17 protein-coding genes are annotated in these 22,045 nt (G+C 62.2%); 8 read left to right on the forward strand and 9 right to left on the reverse strand.

Annotation, left to right across the window (positions count from 1 at the left end):
* Positions 1-18: 18 nt before the first annotated feature.
* Entirely contained in the window at positions 19-1,569 is a 1,551-nt protein-coding gene (gene pdxR / locus ACZ89E_RS23075; protein WP_476256528.1) for a MocR-like pyridoxine biosynthesis transcription factor PdxR, read from the forward strand.
* Here pdxR and ACZ89E_RS23080 read toward each other — a convergent pair.
* The 4 genes from ACZ89E_RS23080 to ACZ89E_RS23095 form a co-directional block, all read right to left on the reverse strand.
* Positions 1,566-6,158, reverse strand: a complete 4,593-nt coding sequence (locus ACZ89E_RS23080; protein WP_476256529.1) for a dermonecrotic toxin domain-containing protein — start codon at positions 6,156-6,158, stop codon at positions 1,566-1,568. The two genes, pdxR and ACZ89E_RS23080, sit on opposite strands and share 4 nt — an antisense overlap.
* A gap of 122 nt (positions 6,159-6,280) precedes the next feature.
* The gene (locus tag ACZ89E_RS23085; RefSeq protein ID WP_476256530.1) at positions 6,281-7,381 is read right to left on the reverse strand and encodes a polyamine ABC transporter substrate-binding protein; all 1,101 of its coding nucleotides are present in this window, start codon (positions 7,379-7,381) and stop codon (positions 6,281-6,283) included.
* Between the two features lie 12 nt (positions 7,382-7,393).
* A complete protein-coding gene (locus ACZ89E_RS23090) occupies positions 7,394-8,425 on the reverse strand; it encodes a histone deacetylase family protein (protein ID WP_476256531.1) in 1,032 nt (343 codons plus the stop codon).
* A gap of 300 nt (positions 8,426-8,725) precedes the next feature.
* Positions 8,726-9,718: an AraC family transcriptional regulator gene (locus ACZ89E_RS23095; RefSeq protein ID WP_476256532.1), complete on the reverse strand. Its 993-nt coding sequence runs from the start codon at positions 9,716-9,718 to the stop codon at positions 8,726-8,728.
* Between the two features lie 146 nt (positions 9,719-9,864).
* On the opposite strand from ACZ89E_RS23095, the gene ACZ89E_RS23100 reads away from it, so the two are divergent.
* Entirely contained in the window at positions 9,865-10,410 is a 546-nt protein-coding gene (locus ACZ89E_RS23100; RefSeq protein WP_476256533.1) for a hypothetical protein, read from the forward strand.
* A 55-nt stretch (positions 10,411-10,465) separates the two neighbouring features.
* Here the strand turns inward: ACZ89E_RS23100 and ACZ89E_RS23105 are convergent, their stop codons facing one another.
* From ACZ89E_RS23105 to aspA, 3 genes are all read right to left on the reverse strand, one after another.
* Positions 10,466-11,470: an asparaginase gene (locus ACZ89E_RS23105; RefSeq protein ID WP_476256534.1), complete on the reverse strand. Its 1,005-nt coding sequence runs from the start codon at positions 11,468-11,470 to the stop codon at positions 10,466-10,468.
* A gap of 99 nt (positions 11,471-11,569) precedes the next feature.
* The gene (locus ACZ89E_RS23110; RefSeq protein ID WP_463258904.1) at positions 11,570-13,021 is read right to left on the reverse strand and encodes an alanine/glycine:cation symporter family protein; all 1,452 of its coding nucleotides are present in this window, start codon (positions 13,019-13,021) and stop codon (positions 11,570-11,572) included.
* Between the two features lie 465 nt (positions 13,022-13,486).
* Positions 13,487-14,911 (reverse strand): aspartate ammonia-lyase, encoded by a 1,425-nt coding sequence (aspA, locus tag ACZ89E_RS23115; protein ID WP_133835321.1) that lies wholly within the window; start codon positions 14,909-14,911, stop codon positions 13,487-13,489.
* A 180-nt stretch (positions 14,912-15,091) separates the two neighbouring features.
* Between aspA and ACZ89E_RS23120 the strand changes: the two genes are divergently transcribed.
* The 5 genes from ACZ89E_RS23120 to ACZ89E_RS23140 all read left to right on the forward strand — a co-directional run bounded on the left by ACZ89E_RS23120 (position 15,092) and on the right by ACZ89E_RS23140 (position 18,900).
* Positions 15,092-16,009: a LysR substrate-binding domain-containing protein gene (locus tag ACZ89E_RS23120; RefSeq protein WP_133835322.1), complete on the forward strand. Its 918-nt coding sequence runs from the start codon at positions 15,092-15,094 to the stop codon at positions 16,007-16,009.
* Positions 16,010-16,337: 328 nt separating this feature from the next.
* Positions 16,338-16,829 (forward strand): 5-(carboxyamino)imidazole ribonucleotide mutase, encoded by a 492-nt coding sequence (gene purE / locus ACZ89E_RS23125; RefSeq protein ID WP_019694319.1) that lies wholly within the window; start codon positions 16,338-16,340, stop codon positions 16,827-16,829.
* 11 nt (positions 16,830-16,840) lie between these two features.
* Positions 16,841-17,923, forward strand: a complete 1,083-nt coding sequence (locus ACZ89E_RS23130; RefSeq protein WP_149659418.1) for a 5-(carboxyamino)imidazole ribonucleotide synthase — start codon at positions 16,841-16,843, stop codon at positions 17,921-17,923.
* Positions 17,924-18,028: 105 nt separating this feature from the next.
* On the forward strand, positions 18,029-18,274 hold the full coding sequence (locus ACZ89E_RS23135; RefSeq protein ID WP_149659419.1) for a GlsB/YeaQ/YmgE family stress response membrane protein: 246 nt from the start codon (positions 18,029-18,031) through the stop codon (positions 18,272-18,274).
* A gap of 89 nt (positions 18,275-18,363) precedes the next feature.
* Positions 18,364-18,900: a DUF3299 domain-containing protein gene (locus ACZ89E_RS23140; protein ID WP_149659420.1), complete on the forward strand. Its 537-nt coding sequence runs from the start codon at positions 18,364-18,366 to the stop codon at positions 18,898-18,900.
* A 112-nt stretch (positions 18,901-19,012) separates the two neighbouring features.
* On the opposite strand, the gene ACZ89E_RS23145 is transcribed toward ACZ89E_RS23140, so the two are convergent.
* Positions 19,013-19,912, reverse strand: a complete 900-nt coding sequence (locus ACZ89E_RS23145) for a D-hexose-6-phosphate mutarotase (protein WP_463258902.1) — start codon at positions 19,910-19,912, stop codon at positions 19,013-19,015.
* Positions 19,913-19,970: 58 nt separating this feature from the next.
* Positions 19,971-20,375, reverse strand: coding sequence for an acyl-CoA thioesterase (locus tag ACZ89E_RS23150; protein ID WP_007896491.1), 405 nt, complete (start codon positions 20,373-20,375; stop codon positions 19,971-19,973).
* A gap of 368 nt (positions 20,376-20,743) precedes the next feature.
* Here ACZ89E_RS23150 and ACZ89E_RS23155 point away from each other — a divergent pair, with 368 nt between their 5' ends.
* Complete coding sequence (locus ACZ89E_RS23155; protein WP_476256535.1) at positions 20,744-22,042, forward strand: MFS transporter; 1,299 nt, start codon at positions 20,744-20,746, stop codon at positions 22,040-22,042.
* Positions 22,043-22,045: the final 3 nt, after the last annotated feature.

The following is a 22,045-nucleotide window of genomic DNA, read 5'->3' on the forward strand; positions in this document are numbered from 1 at the left end:
TCTTGATAGGTTCAGGCCATGACCGATGCGCCGCTGTCCTTGTCCTTCAACCCCGCCGGTATCGAACTCGATCCCCGCCAAGGGCTCAGCCGTCAGCTCTACCAGGCCTTGCGCGTGCGCGTGCTCGACGGGCGCCTGGCCAGTGGCACGCGTTTGCCAGCCAGTCGCGACCTGGCGGCGGCGTTGTCGATTTCCCGTAACAGCGTGGTCCGCGCCTACGATCAGCTCTACGCCGAGGGCTTTATCGAAGGGCGGGTCGGCGACGGCACTTACGTCGCGCAGTTGCCGCAAACCGTGCTGCCGGCAAAAAAACTATCCACAAAAGTATCCACAGGGTTGTCAACAGGGTTATCCCCAGCCTTATCCACAAATTGGCTGGATTTACCTGTGATTTCATCCAGTAAAGTTATCCACAGCGGTGCTTTGCAGCGGGTGGAAAACAACCATTTGGCCCTGCCACCGAGTGGTCCGCCGAAGGCTTTTCGCGTGGGCGTGCCGGCCTTCGATCTGTTTCCGTTCGAGGTCTGGGCCAAGCTGAACGCGGCTTTCTGGCGCAAACCGGATCTGCAGCAGTTGTGCTACGGCGACCCGGCGGGCGATGCGCGCCTGCGCGGGATGATTGCCGCGTATTTGCGCAGTTCCCGGGGCATGCAGTGCACGGCTGAGCAAATTGTGATCACCAGTGGCGCACAGCAGGGGATTAGCCTTTGTGCACAGCTGCTGGTCGAGCCGGGCGATGGAGTGGCGATCGAGAATCCGGGGTATCGCGCGGCCGGTCATGCCTTCGCCGTGGCCGGGGGCCGATTGCGCGGGGTGTCGGTGGACAGTGAGGGCATCAATTGCGCCGAACTGGAAGGTTTGAAGGATTGCCGACTGGCGTACGTGACCCCATCCCATCAGTACCCGACCGGGGTGATCATGAGCCTGGCCCGGCGCCTGGAATTGCTGGCGTGGGCCGAGCGCACCCAGGGCTGGATCGTCGAGGACGATTACGACGGCGAGTACCGCTACAGCGGCGCACCGTTGGCACCGTTGGCGGCACTGGATCGCCAGGGCCGAGTGCTCTACGTCGGGACCTTCGGCAAAGTGGCGTTCCCGGCCTTGCGCCTTGGCTACCTGGTGCTGCCGCCGGGGTTGGTGGATGCGTTCTCCCGTCGTCGCGCCGTGGATGTGCGGCATTCGGAAGTCAGCACCCAAGCGGTCATGGCCGAGTTCATCGCGGCCGGACATTTCCAGCGCCACATCCGCCGGATGCGCCGTGCGGCCCTGAGTCGGCGCAATGCGCTGTTGGCCGGTTGGCCGAAGGACATTCCCGGCGTGGGCAGTTTGCCGACCGTCGCCGCCGGGTTGCACATGACGGTGCCGGTCGACAGCCTGGCCCGTGAACAGGAACTCATCGAAAAAGCTGCCGCCGTTGCGGTCGAGATCAACGGTTTGAGCAGCTATTGGCTGCCCGATTCAACGCGACCACTGGATCAGCGGGCCGGCCTGGTGCTGGGCTTCGCCGCCGTGCCGGAGGCCGACATCGCCTGCGCACTCAAGCGCCTGCGTAACGCCTGGTCTTGCTAGGCCAGGGGCGACGCGGGGGGCGGTGGTTCGAGGGCGAGAAATAACCGGCGCGTGGCCGGATCGCTGATCCGGCGAAACACGTAATCCACGGGTTCGATCGACGTCAGTTGCTGTCGAAGCGCCGGGTCCAGAGTGTCCAGGTACGTGTCCGCGACTTTCAAGTGCGCGGCGGTGGGCTGGTTGGCCGGACTATCGAGGGCGGCATAGTGAAAGTGAGCCAGCCACAGCGGCTGGTCGTTGCGTGCGATGTCGAGTATCCGGTACTCCTGGAAGTAGTCGCCCCGGGATTTGGTTTTGACCCGCCCCTGTTGGTTGCGCACCAGCCGGACCTGAGCGTTGTCATGCAACCATTGGAAATACTCCAGGCGCGGTTTGCGTTGTTTCAACATGGAGGCTCGCACCTCGATCCCGCTGCTGCGCAGGCGGGTAGCGCCATTGCGCAGTTCCAGGCTCAACGTGCCGACCGGTGGCGGCATACCGCTGGCCGCGCGAATGTTCGCCATGGCCGTCTCGACCGCCGTGGCTTCCTCCTCGTACTTGAGGGCCTGGGAATCGAACAGGTGCTGCATGTCCGCCGGAATCCGCTTCGCCCGTTGGGCGTCCTCGCGGGTGCGGGTGATGAAACCCTCCAGCCCGAGGTTCAGCGCCAACCCGTCGACGATGACGTCATTGTCGGTTCTCACCGGTTTACCGGCCCCGCCACTTTTGGGCGCGAACTTCTTGAACAGGGCCGCCTCGGGTTTGGACTCGCTGGCCGGCAGCGGATCCCGCGGCCGCGTCTTCAGCACCTTGCCCGGAAGGTGCGACGGGCCGGCCGTCGCGGCGACGGTGGCGCCCCGCTCGAACGGCAGCTCGTCCTCGGGCAGCAGGTCGTAGAGCTGGGATTGCGCCAGGGCCTGGAATTCCTTGATCAGCGCCTGCAAGCGCGCCAATGCCTGGGGATGGGTCATGCCCGGGTATTGGCCGGGCAGGTCCTCGATGCGCTGAAGCGTGTCGGCGTAGATGTCCAGCAGTGGCGTCAGTGTTGTGATGCGTTGCTCGGTCGATTGCTCGACGGGCGGTGCGCTCACCAAGTCCGTGAGTGTTTGGCTGGCCTCGGAGGCTTCGATAACGATGTTCGCCACGGCGGCCCGGGCTTGAGGCATTTGCGCGCTGGCCTGTTCTTGCACGCAGAGATCGTAGGCCAGGCCGATTTCGTTGGCCTTGTAGTCCAGGGGTGAGTGTCGCGGCAGCAACTGACGGATCGTCTGGGACGTCTCCCGTGCCGTGCGCCCCAGGACCTTGAGGCCAGCCACGGCTTGGTAGGCCTGCTCGGTGCGTTCAATGATCGCCTGGCTCAATTGGATGGCCTTTTGCGCGGCCGGAACGCTGGCGCCCACGGCCAGCTCGGGGTTGATCGAGCCTTCGCCGGTCATCGGTGCGATGGTGATGGAGTACTGGCTGCTCTTGAGCGTAAACCACAGGGACAGGTGTTTCTCGAGCAAGGTCGTCAGGCGCAACAGGTCATAGGTATAGCCGACCGTGCCGCCCAGTTCGCGCCACTGCTTCAGGTGCTCAAGGGCTTCCCGGTGTTCGTCGATCAACACGTCGAGTCTGTCGACCAGGCGCAGGGCGTGGGCATCGAATTGCTGGTCACTGGCTTCAGACATCCCCTGCTGAAGCGCATTGATTTCGGCTTGTATGGCACTTTCGCGGTTTTTGAAGGCCTGGATCTTTTCCTGCAGGGCCTCCTTGCGCTGGGCCTTGTCCAGTTTGATGGCCTTGAGCCGACTCCTCATCCCGCCACCGCGCAGGCGCAACCGCGTATCGACGTACCAGTTGCCGTGCAGGTCGTGGGTCAACAGCGGGCCGCTGCGTGACGGGTTTTTCGGATTGAAGATCTGCACCTGTTCATCGTCATTGATCAGCACCTGGAACCAGCGATTGACGACCCGGGCGTAGTGTTTGTCGTTGAGTTGGTACAGATACGGCGGCGCCTGGTTGAGGATGGCCACGTCTTTGTGGGCCAGGTCCGGCGCGCTGACTTTGACGCTGTCCAGATAAACCCCCAGGGCCGACGGGGTGCGGCGCGGCACCGATTCGCCGGCTTCCAGCGCTGTGGCGTGTTCGGCGGGGAGCTCGCCGGCCAGCGCGGTGGGTTCCAGGGTCATAGTGGTCAGCGCGGGCAGGGGCGTGGGGCGCAACGTCAGGTGGCGTGGCGCCGAGTCTTTGCGTTTGTCGCGCCAATGCTCGACTTCATCGCGGGTGCGGCGCAGGTTGGCCTGATGGATCAGCAGCATGCCCACGGTCATCAGCACATCCCCCAGAGACGTCCACTCCACCAGGCTGTCGCCCCGCTCATGGGCCGCCAGCCCCTGCTGCAATTGCTCGATGCCTTGCCAGACCCAGACCGCAGTCCCCACCGGACCGGTCAGGAACGTCGACGCCACGTTGAAAATCGCCCAGCCACTGTCCCGCAGCAGCGCCCAGCGGCGTTCGCCATTGGACAGGGATTGGCGGTCAGCCTGTTCGACCAGCGTGTGGGCGTTGCTGGTGAAGAGCGTGGCGAGCAGGTTAGCGGTGATCACCTCGGAACCCAGGCTGATCGGGCCGCTCAGGTCCAGATTCAGCAGCAGTTCGACGCCCGTTTCTGTCGCCAGCCAGGGCGAAGGCAGGCCGACGGGAAATACGTACTGAGCGTATTCAAAACTGAGGGCGGGCGTGGGCAGCCAGGCCAGCACCGAGTCACGCAATTCACCGGGTTGGTGGATGGCGTAAATCAGGTTCTGTAACGACGCGAATTGCAGCAATGGCTGTTCCAGTGCCGGGCGATACAGCAGGCACGGCCCCGCGTGGGGATGGCGCGGGCCGATGATAAACATATTGGCCACGGTGTCGGCCGTCGACAGGGCGCGATAGCGGGGAATAAAGCTCAGCGGGCGGAGAGTGATGTCGATCGGATGCTTGCGAGCATGGCCCTGGGCGATGTCCATCAACTCGCAGACATAGCGATAGCCCGTCTCGTCGACGCCGCCCTCGTTTTGCAGTTTGCATTCCAGGGCCTTGAGCCTGAGCAGGTCGGGCAACAGGCTGACGTAACGTTGCTGCTGGAGTCGTGCCTGGTGGGCGTCATCAATCAGCCGGGTCTTGAGCAACGCCGGGTAGTGTTTGCCGACGTCGACCTGGCGGGCCATGGTCCCGAGGTAGTCCACGGTGAGCCATGGCGGGCAAGGCTGGTTGTTGTTGAACGTGATGTCGGCCTGGTAGGGCGGGGTGTTCTGCAGGGCGAATTCGCCGAGGGTTTCGACCTGGGTATCGTGGGGGTTGGGCAGGGTGAAGGCGCCGACGGTGAAGCTGTTGGTAATGCTGATCCGCAGTTCATCAAGCGCCAGTTGGGCGGCGTCATTGGCGTGATGCTCGCGCCGGTTCGCAACGATCGCGTTGCGCATCTGCTCCTGGGCGTAATCCCGGATCAACTTGATGTCATTCAGACCGTAGGTGTTGCGCAGCCGGCCCTGAGTCGACAGGTAATGGCCGTAGTCTTGCAACTCGGTGGCCGACGCTTTCGACAGCCAGTCGGGAATGGCGGCTTCAAGTTGGTCGAGGTATTTTTTTTCCTCTTCGTTGAAGCGCCCGACCCCATGGGCGCTCGACGCAAAGAAAGCACTTTGCGCGTCGGGGGCTGATATCAGCGTCGCGATGGCCTCCAGTTGAGCGGCGATCAGTGCCCAGGCCATGTGGTCGAACACGTTGCCGTCCGGCTCGAACAAGCGCCATTGCAATGACTTTCCGGCGGTTTCCATGGCGATGCGCGCGGGCAGGGACGCGCCCAGTGCGGCCATGGATTCGAACGTTTCGTAGCCACCTTCGATGGTGTACAGCAACAGGATGTCGAGCTGGTTATGCACGGCTTTCAAGACGATCGCACCGCCCAGCAGCAGGTGGCGGTGGTTGTCCGGTTCGTTGTAGTCGATATCGATGAGGCAGGCCTGAATGCCCGGGATCGCTGTATTGGCTCGGGAACGCTCAGCCTTGTCCGGGTGGGCGGAAACGGCACGGGCGACCTCGCACTCCTCAGCCGTCCAGCCGTTGACGTGCTGGAGGTTCAACGCCTTCCTCAGGGTGTCGCTCAGTTCATGCCAGCGAGGTTTGTGCTTAACCGAAGTGTTCCAGTAGTCGAGTTGCTGCTGCTGGAATTCGATGTACAGCAGCGGCGCATAGTTGTTCAGCACGAGGGCAATGTCTTCGATGCTGACGGCCAGTTGCATCACCGGTTCGGTCAATGGCGCGGGGGTGAGGAAGTGCTCGCCTTCGATGAAATTGGCGACCTGCGAGGACTGGCTCTGGCGCAGTAACGCGGCGGTCAGTGTCTCGGTGTGTGGCGCCAGACGCGTCTGCGTGTCGGTGGTGGTTTGCCATTGCGGCGTGACGATCAAGGTGCGGTCCGGATCAATCGCCAGTTCCGGGTACTGCTCGTTCAAGGCATGGCGCAACAGCTTGGCGCCGACCTCTTGAAGGCCGGGCCCCTGATTGGTCTGGGAGATCAGCGCATTTTTTTCCTGGAGCAGTATTTCGGCGTTTTGGCGGTCGGGCGTGGACGTCGGCGTCATGGTCGTTTCCTTGTGACCGGAGCGGGAACGACGACGGTAGGGAACGTGGCGCGGGTTGAGGTGGTAATTATTTATCGCAGGCAAAAAAGACCCGCGCGAGGGCGGGTCTTATGTGGCGACTATCAGGTCCCGGACTTGATCTTGGTCCAGGCCCGGGTCCGTGCGCGCTCGGCATCGCGCGGCAGCGGTTGCAGGGTGTAGAGCGTGCTCATCGCCGATTCGGTCGGGTACAGGTTCGGGTTGTTGCGGATGGCCGGGTCGACCAGCTCCGTGGCGTCCTTGTTCGGGTTCGGGTAGCCGACGAAGTCGCTGACCGGCGCAATCACTTGCGGTTGCAGCAGGTAGTTGATGAAGGTGTAGGCGTCTTCCGTATTTTTCGCGCCTTTGGGGATCGCGAGCATGTCGAACCAGATCGGCGCACCTTCTTTCGGCAGGCGCATATCGACGACCACACCGTTCTTGGCTTCCTTGGCGCGGTTGGCAGCCTGGGAGAAGCTGCCGGAATAACCGACTGCGACGCAGATGTCACCGTTGGCGATGTCGGCCATGTACTTGGAGGAATGGAAGTAGGTGACGTACGGCCGGATCTTCATCAGCAGCGCTTCAGCCTTGTCGTAGTCCGCAGGCTTTTTGCTGTTGGGGTCCAGGCCGAGGTGTTGCAGGGCCAGCGGCAAAATCTCCGATGGCGAGTCGAGCAGGGCGACGCCGCACTGCTTGAGCTTGCTGATGTTCTCTTCCTTGAAGATCAGGTCCCAGCTGTCCACCGGCGCGTCGGCACCCAGCGCGGCTTTGACCTTGTCCGGGTTGAAGCCGATCAGGATGGTGCCGTACATGTAGGGCACGGCGAATTTGTTGCCGGGGTCGTTGGCTTCGATCAGCTTCATCAGCTTGGGATCGAGGTGGTTCCAGTTCGGCAGCTTGCTGCGGTCCAGCGGCTGGAACACCCCGGCTTCGATCTGCTTGGCCAGGAACACGTTGGACGGCACCACCACGTCATACCCGGAGTTGCCGGTCAGCAGCTTGGCCTCCAGCGCTTCGTTGGTGTCGAAGATGTCGTAGACCAGTTTGGTCTGGGTGTTCTGCGCCTTGAAATCGTCCAGGGCTTTGGGGGTGATGTAGTCGAACCAGTTGTAGACGCGCAACGTTCGCTCTTCGGCGTGCACGGCGCCACTGAGCAGCGTCGCGCACAGCGCTGGAGCGATAAAACGCTTGAGTCTGTTCATTGTTCTAATTCCTCATTGGGCGCTTTCAAAACCTTCGAGAACGTTCACGGCGTTGATGCCGATTTCTTCTACCGCGTAGCCGCCTTCCATCACGAACAGCGTCGGCTTGCCGAGCTTCGCAATGCGCTCGCCCATGGCCAGGTAATCCGGGCTGTCGAGCTTGAATTGGGAGATCGGGTCGTCCTTGAAGGTGTCCACGCCCAGGGACACGACGACGATGTCGGCGCCGTACTTCTCGATCTCCTTACAGGCTTGCTCCAGCGCGGCGCTCCAGGTGTCCCAGCCGGAGCCGCCGGGCAACGGGTAGTTAAAGTTGAAACCTTCGCCGGCGCCTTCACCGAGCTCATCTTCGTAGCCGAGGAAGAACGGGAATTCAGCTTCCGGGTGGCCGTGGATCGAGGTGAACAGCACGTCGCTGCGCTCGTAGAAAATCGATTGCGTGCCGTTGCCGTGGTGGTAATCGACGTCGAGGATCGCGACCTTCTGGTGGCCCTGATCGATGAACGCCTGGGCGGCGATGGCGGCGTTGTTGAGGTAGCAATAACCGCCCATCAAGTCGCTGGCGGCGTGGTGTCCCGGTGGACGGCACAACGCGAAAGCACTGCGGGCGCCGGATTGAATGGCGGCTTGGGCGGTCAATGCGACTTGGGCTGCGCTGTATGCCGCTTGCCAGGTGCCGGCGGTGATCGGGGCGCCGCCGTCGAAGCTGTAATAACCGAGCTGGCCGTGCAGGCTGGCGGGTTTGATCCGGCGCAGGGTGCGGGCCGGCCAGGTGTAGGGCAGCAAGTCGCCGTCGGTGTTGAACTCGGTCCAGCGTGCCCAGGCCCCTTTGAGGAAATCGAGGTAGTCGCGGTCGTGGATGCGTTGGATCGGCACCAGGCCGAAATCCTGCGGCGCTTCCACTGGGCCGAGGTCGCGGTCTTGCACGCGCTGTAGAACATGATCGGCACGGGACGGCATTTCGAAGCAGGGCATTAGCTGCCCGTCCATCAATTCACAACGGCCGTGGTGCAGGTGGTGATCGTCCGAGTAGATCGTCAGCATTTTCTTGTTCTCCGCAGGCTGATTCGGTTGAACACAGTCTTGCGGGGCGCGGCGTTTGGGAGAACGGCAGGAAAGGCCAAAAGGGGATTGATATGGCCAAAAGATCTGACCGAAATTCGCCCCTTATTGGCGCGACAATGCCCCAGGGTTGGGCGCGCACCCCTTGATCGTTCCCACGCTCCGCGTGGGAGTGCAGCCCGTGACGCTCCGCGTCACCGGGACGCGGAGCGTCCCAAGAGGCATTCCCACGCAGGAGCGTGGGAACGATCAGCACGATCAGCACGATCAGCGCGATCAGTGCTAAGGCCGGAACTGACTGGGCGCCACACCACTCCAGCGCACAAACGCATGGCGAAAACTCGCGGTTTCGCTGAACCCCAACGCTTCGGCAATCCGATAGATCGGCAACTGGTCCTCGCAGAGCATTTGCTTGGCCTGTTCAAACCGCAGCTCATCGAGCAGTTCCTGATAACTGCAGCCCAGATCCTTGAGGTGTCGGCGCAACGTCCGCGCCGAGCAATTCATCTGCACCGCCAACCCTTCAAGCCCCGGCGCCGCATTCAACTGCGCACGCAGCAACTGGCGAATCCGTCCCAGCCACGCCTGGCGTCCGGTGAACTCGGTGTTCTGCTTGCGGCAGCGATCGGCCATGGCCTGATGGGTGATGACGTCCGCCAGCGGCAGGGGTTGGTCGAGCCACTTGCGCTCGAAGGCAAACGCGTTGTCCCGCGCCTCGAAGCTCAGTGGGCAGTCGAAGTGTTCGGCGTAAGTCGCCTGATAGTCCGGCGCCACGTGTTCGAAGCGTGCAGCCAAGAGTGGCAGCGGATGGCCGAGCAGGTCGTCGCAAATGACTTTCAGCGACACCAGGCAGAACTCGGCATTGAACACCGCCAGTGCCGGGCTTTCCCGGTAATCGGCAGCGACGAACCAGATGCGCTCGCCATCATCGTCCAGGCTCAGCTCGAAAAGTGTTCCCAACAGCGCCGGATAACGGATCGCCAGGCGCAAAGCGTCACCGAAGGTGGCACTGGTGAGCAGCGCATAACCGAGCATGCCATAGGACGAAACGTGCATCCGCCGGCCCAGTTCCAGGCCAATGTCGCGCTTGAGCGCGACCGCGTTGGCGCAAACCTGCATCTCCTGGTTGGTGGTGATGCGCGTGTCCGCCCGGCTCAGGTCCGCCGCGCTGATGCCGCTGCCCGCGAGCAGCGCTTCGCTGGACAGGCCTTGGGCCTTGAAGGCGTTGAGCACCAGGGAGACCGCGTTGAGCGTGGTGAGGTGGGAGTGCAGCATGTTCGCTTCCGTCCATGAGGTCTGCCGGAAGGGAGCAAGTTGCATGCCGCCCCGGTGGGCGCCTGCTTGCCGCCGATAGCCGATTGGTGCAACCTGCCTGCCATTCACCCTCGGGTGGCGTGGCAAACAACCATAAAGGACTAGGTATGACATTCACTCCATCGCGCTCCATCCTCCTGGCCTCCAGCCTGTTGCTCAGCTCGCTGTGCTTTGCCGAAGGCGAGCCGGTCGACGGCAGCAGCATCAAGGATTCGGCCAAGGCGGCGGTCTCGTCGGCGATTTCGGCCGGCAAGAACCTGTTGGGCGGGGTCAGTGAAGGGGTGCTCGATGGGCGTCAATCGGCACAAGGCGTTGACGGCGCTGCGATTGTTTCCTCTCGCGAACAAATGAAGGACCGCATCGATGTTCAAGTGCTGAAGACCGAGGCCGTCGGCGACACGTTTATTGTCACCCTGGGCTTCAAGAACAGCAGCGACAGCCAACTGCGCTTGATCAACCTCAAGCAGACCGGCGCCTTGCTGGCGATCGATCAGGACGGTTACGCCAACGGGCTGACCGCCAGCCTGGATAACCCGGATGAGGTCACCGTTCCGCCCAAAGCGGCGGTACGCCAGAAATTCACCTTTGAAGGGCCGATTGAGACGTCCACCACGGTGCGTGTGTGGGGCCAGGATTATCAGGTCAAGAAGTAAGCCGCACGGCTAGCCGGCGCCTGCCACATGGCAGGCGCCGGCAAGTCACGGTCGATCAGCTCAACTCGCCACACAGATCCAGTTCGACCAGGCGTCGCACGTTGGCGTTATCCAGGTCGGCGCCGAGCAGCGCATGGAGCTTGCCGAACGCCGCTTCTCGGGTCATGCCGCCACCCGACAACACGCCGACACCGCGCAGGCGACTGCCCGCCTCATACACATCCAGCTCGACCCCGCCTTCATGGCACTGCGTCACCGCCACCACCACCACGCCGTTGTCCCGCGCCCGTTCCAGCGCGGCGAGAAACTCAGGGTTATCACTTGGCCCGGTACCGCTGCCGTAGCACTCCAACACCAAGCCTTGAATGCCGCTGTCGAGCAGGCCATTCAGCACGTCGGCACCAATGCCGGGGAACAGCGGCAGTACCGCGACGTTCGCCAATTGCTTGGGTTGGTTGTAGGTCAGCGCTGCCGGCAGAGAAGCCGCCTTCACGCCGCCACCTTGACGCTCAAGCCGCTTGAATGGATGACGACCGAAACTGCGCACCTTCGCGCAACGGGTCGGGTCCAGCAGTTCGCCGTGGAAGTACAGGTGCACGCCCGGCGCCAGACCATGGCCCAAGGCAACCAGCGCACCACTGAGGTTTTCCCAGGCATCGCTGTCAGTCACGCCGGCCGGCAGCATCGAGCCGGTGAAACACACACGGGCATGCAGGCCGAGCAACTGGAAGCTCATGGCGGCGGCGCTGTAGGCGAGGGTGTCGGTGCCGTGCAGGATCAGCACACTGTCGCAGCCCTGGACATCCACGGCATCGACCACCGCTTCGCGCAGTTGCTGCCAATAGGCCGGGGTCATGTTGGCGCTGTCGATCAGCGGGCTCATCTCGCGAAAGCGCCACTGTGGCACCACCAGCTCTGGTTGGCTGTGCAGGTAGTCGCGCATCCGCACTTCGAAACCGGATGCCGGGGCCAGGCCGTGGGCGCTGGCTTGCATGCCGATGGTGCCGCCGGTGTAGAGCACCATGACGTGCTGGGCGGCAGGGTAGGTCGAGGCATTCATGGAGGTTCTCCGAAAGCGAAAACAACATACGACCGAGCATGACGCCGGTCGTACGTTGTGTCACGTCGGGCGCAGGGGAGGCGCCCGGTTTTTTACCGATCAGCGTTGCGCTGCGGGTACGCCTTGCGGCTCAACGGCTGCTTTTGGCGCAGCGGCTGGCGGGTTGGCTGGCCAGGCTTGCAGGTCCAGGTCCAGATCCGGGAACTTGCTCGAATCGAACACTGGCGTCTTGATGCCGGCGGCACGCTGGTCATCGTAGTCACGCAGGATGCGCATGCCGACCTTGAACAGCAGGAACAGCGCGATCAGGTTCACGAACGCGAGCATGGTCATGGTGATGTCGGCGAAGGCGAACACCGTGCCGAGGTTTTCGATGGCACCCCAGAAGATCAACACCAATACCAGGGCACGGTAGCCGATCAGCGCCCAGCGGTTTTCACCGATCATGAAGCGCAGGTTGCTCTCGCCCAGGTAGTAGTTGTAGAGGATCGAGGTGAACACGAACAACGACAGGGCCACGGAGATGAAGCTGCGGCCCCAGTCACCGACCACGGCGGCCAGGGAGTTCTGGGTCAGGGCAATGCCGTCGCCTTCGAAGCCTGGGGTGTAGAAGCCCGAGAGCAGGATCAGCAACGCGGTGCAGGTGCAGATCACGAAGGTGTCGAGGAACACGCTGAACGCCTGAACCACGCCTTGTGCCACCGGGTGCTCGACCGAAGCGACCGCCGCCACGTTTGGCGCACTGCCCAGGCCGGCTTCGTTGGCGAACACGCCACGCTTCACGCCCATGACGATGGCGCTGCCGATCAGGCCGCCGAAGGCCTGGTCCAGACCGAAGGCGCTTTTGACGATGGTCATGAGCATCGCTGGAACGTGGTCGAATTGCAGCACGATCACGTAAAGGGTCACGCCGATGTACACCAGGGTTTTCACCGGCACCAGCAGGTCAGCAACCTTGGCGATGCGCTTGATGCCACCGATGAACACCAGGCCCAGCAGCACCGCCAGCGCGAGGCCGGTGTAGGTGGTGTCGAGGCCGAACGCGTTGTTCAGCGAGTGGGTCACGGCGTGGGATTGCAGGCCGTTGAACGCGAAACCGAAGGTGATCAGCAGCAGGAACGCCATGATCATCCCCAACCAGCGTTTCTGCAGGCCATGCTGGATGTAATAGGACGGGCCGCCACGGTAAGTGCCGTCGGAGTCGCAGCGCTTATAGAGCTGGCCGAGGGAGCATTCGAAGAAGCTGCTGGACATGCCGACCAGCGCGGTCACCCACATCCAGAACACCGCGCCTGGCCCGCCGAGGGTCACGGCGATGCCGACACCGGCGATGTTGCCCGCACCGACGCGGCCGGCGAGGCTGAGCATCAGGGCCTGGAACGAACTGAGTTGCCCGGCGCTGCTTTTGAGGCTGTCACGGAATACCGCAAACATGTGGAAGAAGTGGCGCAATTGAACGAAACGCGAGCGGATCGTGAAGTAGCTACCGAGCCCGACAATGAGCACGATCAGTACTTTCCCTGAGAGGAAGTCGTTGATGACTTCGAGCATGGATTATTCCTCGCTGTTTTTTGTTTAAGCAAATGCTGGAGAGGCAGAAACATCGCGTTACACCGGTTTGCGCAAGGCATGACAGGTGAGGCGAGGGTTCGTCCCGGTTCCATATCGCGGGTTGTTATTAGTTCGGGTTTCGCATGGGTTTGGGCCTCGTTACCGACGACCGCTCACGCGAAGAGGGGCGGCACTATACCTATCAGTGCGACGCCCGTCTGCACGGTTGTGGTGCAAGCGACGAAACGAGGTCCTTTCTCTTGCAGGAACATGGCTTGCCCGCGATGGCGATTTTGCGGGCGCCATCGCGGGCAAGCCTTGCTCCTACAGAAGTCGATCCAGGCACGATCTATACGGTCGGGCCTGTAAACAGTTAAAAAAAAGGGCTTGGGGAACGAATCCCCAAGCCCTCAAAAGGTGAGAGGTGTCTAGTCCCTCGACCTGGTGAGCGTGTGCAGCGTTCGGTTAAGCCTTCAGAGGCACCAGACGCGGAGCAATCATGTTTTCCGGGCGCAGGATGTCGGCGAGCATTTCGTCGTCGAGCAAGCCTTCTTCGCGCACCAGTTCCAGCACGCCGCGCCCGCTTTCGAGGGCGATACGGGCGATGCGGGTGGCGTTTTCATAGCCGATGTACGGGTTCAGCGCGGTGACCAGGCCGATCGAGTGCTCGACCAGTTCGCGGCAGCGCTCTTCGTTGGCGGTGATGCCGACGATGCAGTGCTCGCGCAGCATGTCCATGGCGCGTTGCAGCAGGCGGATCGAGTCGAAGATCTTGAACGCGATCAGCGGCTCCATCACGTTCAGTTGCAACTGGCCGCCTTCGGCCGCGATGGTCAGGGCCAGGTCGTTGCCGATGATCTGGAACGCGACCTGGTTAACCGCTTCCGGAATCACCGGGTTGACCTTGCCAGGCATGATCGAGCTGCCTGGCTGACGAGCCGGCAGGTTGATTTCGTTGATGCCGGTGCGTGGGCCGCTGGACAGCAGGCGCAGGTCGTTGCAGATCTTCGACAGCTTGACCGCGGTGCGCTTGAGCATGCCGGAGAACAGCACGAAGGCGCCCATGTCGGAAGTGGCTTCGATCAGGTCGGCGGCCGGCACTAGCGGTTGACCGCTGATCAGGGCCAGGCGCTGCACGGCCAGGTGCTGGTAACGCGGGTCAGCGTTGATGCCGGTGCCGATGGCGGTGCCGCCCAGGTTCACTTCAGTCAGCAGTTCCGGGGCCAGCGTCTTCAGACGGGCCAGGTCTTCGCCCAGCGTGGTGGCGAACGCGCGGAATTCCTGGCCGAGGGTCATCGGCACGGCGTCTTGCAGTTGGGTACGGCCCATCTTCAATACGTGGCTGAACTCAACACCTTTGGCAGCGAACGCCTGGATCAGGCTGTCGAGGCTGGCCAGCAGCGCGTCGTGACCCAACAGCAGACCCAGGCGGATCGCGGTCGGATAGGCGTCGTTGGTCGACTGCGCCATGTTCACGTCGTTGTTCGGGTGCAGGTATTGGTATTCGCCCTTCTGGTGACCCATGGCCTCCAGCGCGATGTTGGCGATGACTTCGTTGGCATTCATGTTGGTCGAAGTGCCAGCGCCGCCTTGAATCATGTCCACCACGAACTCTTCGTGGAAATCGCCGCGGATCAGTCGTGCACAGGCTTCGCTGATGGCAGCGTGCTTGGCTTCGCTCAGGTGACCCAGCTCGCGGTTGGCATCAGCGGCGGCTTGTTTAACCATCGCCAGGCCGACCACCAGTTTCGGGTAATGCGAAATCGGAACGCCGGAGAGACGGAAGTTGTTCACCGCTCGCAGGGTCTGGATGCCGTAATACGCTTGAGCAGGTACTTCGAGTACGCCAAGCAGGTCTTTTTCTGTGCGGAAAGATGCAGCGGAGGACATGATAGAAATCATCTCAATATGGACCCGGACTGTGCCGGAACGCTGCGAATGCTAGGCTTGTGGAGATTTTTGGGCCAATGCTGTTAAGCGCTGGCCTATGCACATTCGGCATAATGCCCGTGTGACGCCGCGTGTGCGGCGAGCGTGTGACCTAAATTGGTGCGTGTCCGGGAGGATCTGATGAATCTGGAAAGCAAATGGCTGGAGGACTTTAGTGCCCTGGCCGCCACCCGCAGCTTTTCCCAGGCTGCGGAACGCCGCTTCGTGACCCAGCCTGCGTTTAGCCGACGGATCCGCAGCCTGGAAGCCGCGTTGGGCCTGCAACTGGTCAACCGTTCGCGCACGCCGGTCGAGCTGACGGCGGCGGGGCAATTGTTCCTGGTGACCGCACGGACGGTGGTCGAGCAGTTGGGCGAAGTGCTGCGCCATCTGCATCACCTGGAAGGCGGGCAGGGCGAAGTGATGCAGGTGGCGGCCGCTCACTCGCTGGCGCTGGGGTTCTTTCCGCGCTGGATCGCGCAGTTGCGGAATGAAGGCCTGAACATTGCCACGCGGCTGGTGGCCACCAACGTCGGCGATGCGGTGCATGCGCTTCGCGAGGGCGGCTGTGACTTGATGCTGGCGTTCTACGACCCCGATGCGGCGTTGCAGATGGACCCGGAGATTTTCCCGTCGTTGCACCTGGGCCATACCGAAATGCTGCCGGTCTGCGCCGCCGATGCCGAAGGTAAGCCATTGTTCGATCTGGAAGGCGAAGGCAGTGTGCCGCTGCTGGCCTACAGCGCCGGCGCGTTTCTTGGCCGTTCGGTGAACATGTTGCTGCGCCAGCGGGCGCTACGTTTCACCACCATTTATGAGACCGCCATGGCCGACAGCCTGAAAAGCATGGCGCTGGAAGGCCTGGGCATTGCCTGGGTGCCGCAACTGAGCGTGCGCGCCGAACTGGCGCGCGGTGAACTGGTGGTGTGCGGCGGCCCGCAATGGCATGTGCCGCTGGAGATTCGTTTGTACCGCTGCGCGCTGGTGCGCAAGGCGAATGTGCGGTTGTTGTGGCGCAAGCTTGAAGGGGGCGCCGCGCAAGGCACGACCGGGCAATGATCGTTCCTACGCTCTGCGTGGGAATGCAGCCCGGGACGCTCCGCGTCCCAAAAAGCGTGATGCAGAGCGTCACAGGAGGTGTTGCCCCGCAGAGCGTGGGAACGATCGATTTACGCTATTTTTCGCTGACCTTCGAGTCAATAAAACCGGCACTTTGCGCCGGATGACAGATGGTCGTCCCGGGGGCTGTTTATCTGCTTCATTGAGGTATACTGCGCGGCCTTCGGCCGGTTCGTCCGGCCATTTTTCGTACAATCAAGCCACGCATTTCTGCGTGGCTTGTTGTTTTTGACGCGCCTGCGGGCGCCCAGAGAGAAGAGGCACGACGATGAGTGCACTGGTTGGCGTGATCATGGGCTCCAAGTCCGATTGGTCCACCCTTAGCCACACCGCCGATATGCTGGAAAAGCTCGGCATCCCTTACGAGGTGAAAGTGGTCTCTGCCCACCGCACCCCGGACCTGCTGTTCCAGTACGCCGAAGAGGCCGAGGCGCGTGGCATCGAGGTGATCATCGCCGGTGCCGGTGGCGCGGCCCACCTGCCAGGCATGTGTGCGGCCAAGACCCACCTGCCGGTGCTGGGCGTTCCGGTGCAGTCGTCGATGCTGTCCGGCGTCGATTCCCTGCTGTCGATCGTGCAGATGCCCGCGGGCATTCCGGTCGCCACCCTGGCCATCGGCAAGGCTGGCGCGATCAACGCAGCCCTGCTGTCGGCAAGTATCCTCGGCGCCAAGCACCCGCAGTTCCACGCGGTGCTGAAAACCTTCCGTGCTGAGCAGACAGACAGCGTCCTGGACAATCCAGACCCACGCATCGCCTGAGGTTGTTGACGATGAAAATCGGTGTAATCGGTGGCGGCCAGTTGGGCCGCATGTTGGCGCTGGCGGGCACTCCGCTGGGCATGAACTTCGCTTTCCTCGACCCGGCGCCGGACGCTTGCGCGGCTGCGTTGGGCGAACACCTGCGGGCCGATTACGGCGATCAGGATCACTTGCGTCAACTGGCCGATGAAGTCGATCTGGTGACCTTCGAGTTCGAAAGCGTCCCGGCCGAAACCGTGGCCTTCCTCTCGCAATTCGTCCCGGTCTACCCGAGCGCCGAAGCCCTGCGCATCGCCCGTGATCGCTGGTTCGAGAAGAGCATGTTCAAGGACCTGGGGATTCCCACCCCGGCGTTCGCCGACATCCAGTCGCAAGCTGATCTGGACGCTGCCGTGGCTTCCATCGGTCTGCCGGCCGTGTTGAAAACCCGCACGCTGGGTTACGACGGCAAGGGCCAGAAAGTCCTGCGCAAACCGGAAGACGTGGTCGGAACCTTCGCCGAACTGGGCAGCGTCGCTTGCCTGCTGGAAGGCTTCGTGCCGTTCACTGGCGAAGTCTCGCTGATCGCCGTGCGTGCTCGCGATGGCGAAACCCGCTTCTATCCACTGGTTCACAACACCCACGACAGCGGCATCCTCAAGCTGTCCGTGGCCAGCACCGATCACCCGCTGCAAGCCCTGGCGCAAGACTATTCCAGCCGTGTGCTCAAGCAGCTGAATTACGTCGGCGTGATGGCGTTCGAGTTCTTTGAAGTCGACGGTGGCCTCAAAGCCAACGAAATCGCCCCGCGCGTGCACAACTCCGGGCACTGGACCACCGAAGGCGCCGAGTGCAGCCAGTTCGAAAACCACCTGCGGGCCGTTGCCGGTCTGCCGTTGGGTTCGACAGCCAAGATTGGCGAGAGCGCGATGCTCAACTTCATCGGCGTTGTTCCGCCGGTCGAGAAAGTGATCGCCATCGACGACTGCCATTTGCACCACTACGGCAAGGCGTTCAAGGCCGGGCGCAAGGTTGGTCACGCCAACCTGCGTTGCGCCGATCGCGAGACCCTCGCGGCGCAGATCCTCAAGGTCGAAGCGCTGATCGCCGAATAGTTTCATGTGGCAGCGGCGGAACCTTCAGAGTCCGCCGTTCTCTGATGGCAGGATGCCAAAGTCTGTCTAGGCTTTGGCATAACCAACCAATCAGAGGGAAATGCCATGGGAATTATCGGAACCATCTTTATCGGCTTGATCGTCGGCCTGCTGGCTCGGTTCCTGAAACCGGGCGATGACAGCATGGGGTGGATCATGACCATCCTGCTCGGTATCGGCGGTTCGCTGGCGGCCACTTACGGCGGCCAGGCTCTGGGCATCTACCAGGCTGGCCAGGGCGCAGGCTTCCTCGGTGCGCTGGTTGGCGCCGTGGTGTTGCTGGTGCTCTACGGCTTGATCAAAAAGAACTGATTGATGCGACAAAGCCCTCTCTGCTGCGCAGGCAGAGAGGGCTAGAATGCTCGCCATTCATACCGTCCTTTCTTATGTCGAGCACCTCCATGCGCCGTCTTCTGCTGACTATCCTTTTATTGGGCTCGGGCCTTGCCCATGCCGGCGAGCTGCCGGAAACCGACTGGCTGGAGCTGATGCCCAAGTCGGACCAGAAAGCCCTCGAGGCCATGCCCGAAATCGACCACAACACCCCCGAAGGCGATGGCACCTTTACCTCAAAGGGTGGCATGAAGCAGAGCAAGGGCCTGCCGGCGGTGATGTACTCGACCAAAACCGTGCCGTCGATGAACGACAAGAACATTCGCATCGGTGGTTACCCGGTGCCGCTGGAGTCCGACGCCAAGGGTCGCAGCACGCTGTTTTTCCTGGTGCCGTACCCGGGCGCCTGCATCCACGTGCCGCCACCGCCGCCTAACCAGTTGGTGCTGGTGCGTTATCCGAAAGGCTTGAAGCTGGACGATATCTACACACCGCTGTGGGTGACGGGCACGCTCAAGATCGAGAAGGTCAACAACGACCTGGCTGACGCGGCGTATGCGCTGGATGCGGCGAAGGTGCGGGTGGTGAAAGAATCAGATTTGTAGCGTTTGGTGGATCGATTCGCGGGCAAGCCTCGCTCCTACAGGGGCGAGGTCCGACCACGAAAATTGTGGCGGCACCAATCCCCTGTAGGAGCGAGGCTTGCCCGCGAAGCTTTTAAAGCGGTTTGCTACCGATGCTCACACCCAGGGTATGACTGGCACCCGCCGCCAGGTTCACCACGTCATCCATCACATTCGCGGTCTCGATGCACAACATGCGCTGCCAGCCATCGTCGGCCATGTCGCTGAACGCCGCCGCGCGATCGATCCACGGGTTCCAGATCACCGCCGTGCGCGAACCGCTGCTGGTCAGCTCGATGCGCCGTTCCCAGGCCGCGTCGACAAGGCTCAGCTTCGACGGGGTATTCAGGTAGATACGGTCTGTCTCGCCCGTAAAGGCCAGATCCCCGGCCTGAGTGACCGTGCTCCAGTCCTTCGTCGTATCGATGTAACTCAAGCCATCCAGCCCTTCAACCTGCACGTTGCGCACATCGCTGACGGCGAAATAGCTGTGCAGCGCCTGGCTGATCGACACGGTCTCAGCACCGCGGTTGTGGCTGGTCAGGCTGATGTGCAGTTGCTCGTCCAGACGAATGCTCAACGTCAAGTCCACCTGATGCGGCCAGCCCGGGAAACCACCTTCGGGGTACGGCAGGAGGAACTCCACGTTCAGGCTTTCGCCCTCGGTTTCGATGCCACCCAGCTCCCAATCCGTCGCCCGGACAAAACCATGGGCGCCCGCCGGCTCGTTGCTGACGCGCATGGCCTTGACGCTCGGCGGGTTGCGATCGAAGTTGCCGAACCACGGCCAGCAGATCGGCACACCGGCGCGGATGCTTTTGCCGGTCTTGAACACGGCCTCGTCGTTGAGCCAGATCAGCGGCGGTTGGCCGGCCAATTGGTAACTGAGGATGTGCGCGCCTTGCTGGGCCACCAGCAATTCGGCCTGACCGTGGCGGATGCGCCAGCAGTTCAGTTCATCCAGTTTGACGGCTTCAACGTTGGGCGTGCTCATGGGGACAACTCTCAATCAGGATCAATGACTGCAATGGACCGCAAACCCCGCGCCGTGTTTAACGTGCGCGGGGCGGAACCGAACGGGTGCGACCGCTGCCGTCGATGGCGACGAACACGAACACCGCTTCAGTCACCTTACGCCACTCGCTGGACAGCGGATCGTCGCTCCAGACCTCGACCATCATCTGGATCGAGCTGCGGCCGATTTCCAGCGCCTGGGTATAGAAGGAAAGCTGCGCGCCCACTGCCACCGGCACCAGGAACGCCATGCGGTCGATGGCAACGGTCGCGACGCGGCCGCCGGCGACCTTGCTGGCCATCGCGGTGCCGGCCAAATCCATCTGCGCCACCAGCCAGCCGCCGAAAATATCGCCAAAGCCGTTGGTTTCGCGCGGGAGCGCGGTGATTTGCAGGGCCAGGTCGCCTTGCGGGATCGGATCTTCTTGTTCGAGCTCTATCATGCCGGGGGTGCCTCTGACCCGTGACTCTTCATTAGTACTTCAAGGTGAATAGCCGTCTCAGAAAAAACGATTCAGCCCCGAACATACTACGTTCGTCACGTTTTTCATAAGGCGCCTAAAGGGAAACTCTGCGAAATCGCCTGTGAAGCCTGGCAGGCGTTTTCGCACAGCAACCCCTTACAAAAGCAGGTGCAAGGTTGCGAGTATATCGGTCGGTAGACTCCGAGACGACCGTCCGGTTCTCATTTCGACCGTCAAATACGCACCTCTATGTGCTTTTTCGAACAATTTGCTATCGTGCCGGACCTGCCCAAGCCTCCGCCAGCGTTGTTGGGGTTGCAGATCCGACTATAAGAGAAGCCCTTGCCATGACCACAGCGCCCTCGAGCACTGCGCAGCCGACGCAATCCGCACGTCCGTTGTCCCGCAACGATTACAAGACCTTGTCGCTGTCCGCCTTGGGCGGCGCGCTGGAGTTTTACGACTTCATCATCTTCGTGTTCTTCGCCACGGTGGTCGGCAAACTGTTCTTTCCGGCCGACATGCCCGATTGGCTGCGCCTGATGCAGACCTTCGGCATCTTCGCCGCCGGCTACCTGGCACGGCCGTTGGGCGGCATTGTCATGGCGCACTTCGGTGACCTGCTGGGGCGCAAGAAAATGTTCACCCTGAGCATTTTCATGATGGCCGTGCCGACGCTGATCATGGGTCTGCTGCCAACCTATGCGCAGATCGGCCTGTGGGCGCCGATCCTGTTGTTGCTGATGCGCGTGATCCAGGGCGCGGCGATTGGCGGGGAAGTGCCCGGTGCCTGGGTCTTCGTTTCCGAACACGTGCCCCAGCGGCACATCGGCTACGCCTGCGGCACCCTGACCTGCGGCCTGACGGCCGGTATCCTCTTGGGTTCGTTGGTGGCCACGGCGATCAACAGTATCTACACCCCGGTGGAAGTCGCGGATTACGCCTGGCGGATCCCGTTCCTGCTGGGCGGCGTGTTCGGCCTGTTCTCGGTCTACCTGCGCCGCTGGTTGCACGAAACCCCGGTGTTCGCCGAGCTGCAACTGCGCAAGGCCCTGGCCGAAGAAGTGCCGCTGCGCGCGGTGCTGCGCGACCATCGCGGGGCGATCCTGATTTCCATGCTGCTGACCTGGTTGCTGTCCGCCGGCATCATCGTCGTCATCCTGATGACCCCGACCGTGCTACAGACCGTCTACCACTTCTCGCCGACCACCGCATTACAGGCCAACAGCCTGGCCATCGTGTTCCTGAGCCTGGGTTGCGTGGCCTCCGGCGCACTGGCCGACCGCTTCGGCGCCGGCCGGGTGTTCGTGTTCGGCAGCGCCGCGTTGCTGATCAGTTCGTGGACCTTCTACCACAGCCTGTTCAACCACCCGGACTGGCTGTTCCCGATGTACGCCGTGACCGGCCTGCTCGTCGGCACCATCGGCGCCGTGCCGTACGTGATGGTCAAGGCCTTCCCGGCAGTGGTGCGCTTCAGCGGGCTGTCGTTCTCCTACAACCTGGCTTACGCGATTTTTGGTGGACTGACGCCGATGGTTGTGACGTTGCTGCTCAAGGAGAGCCCGATGGGGCCGGCCTATTACGTGGCGATTATTTGTGGGGTCGGGATTTTGGTGGGTGCGTATCTTTGGAAGGAGGGGCGTTAAGTG

The organism is Pseudomonas sp. TE3899, assembly GCF_056279105.1.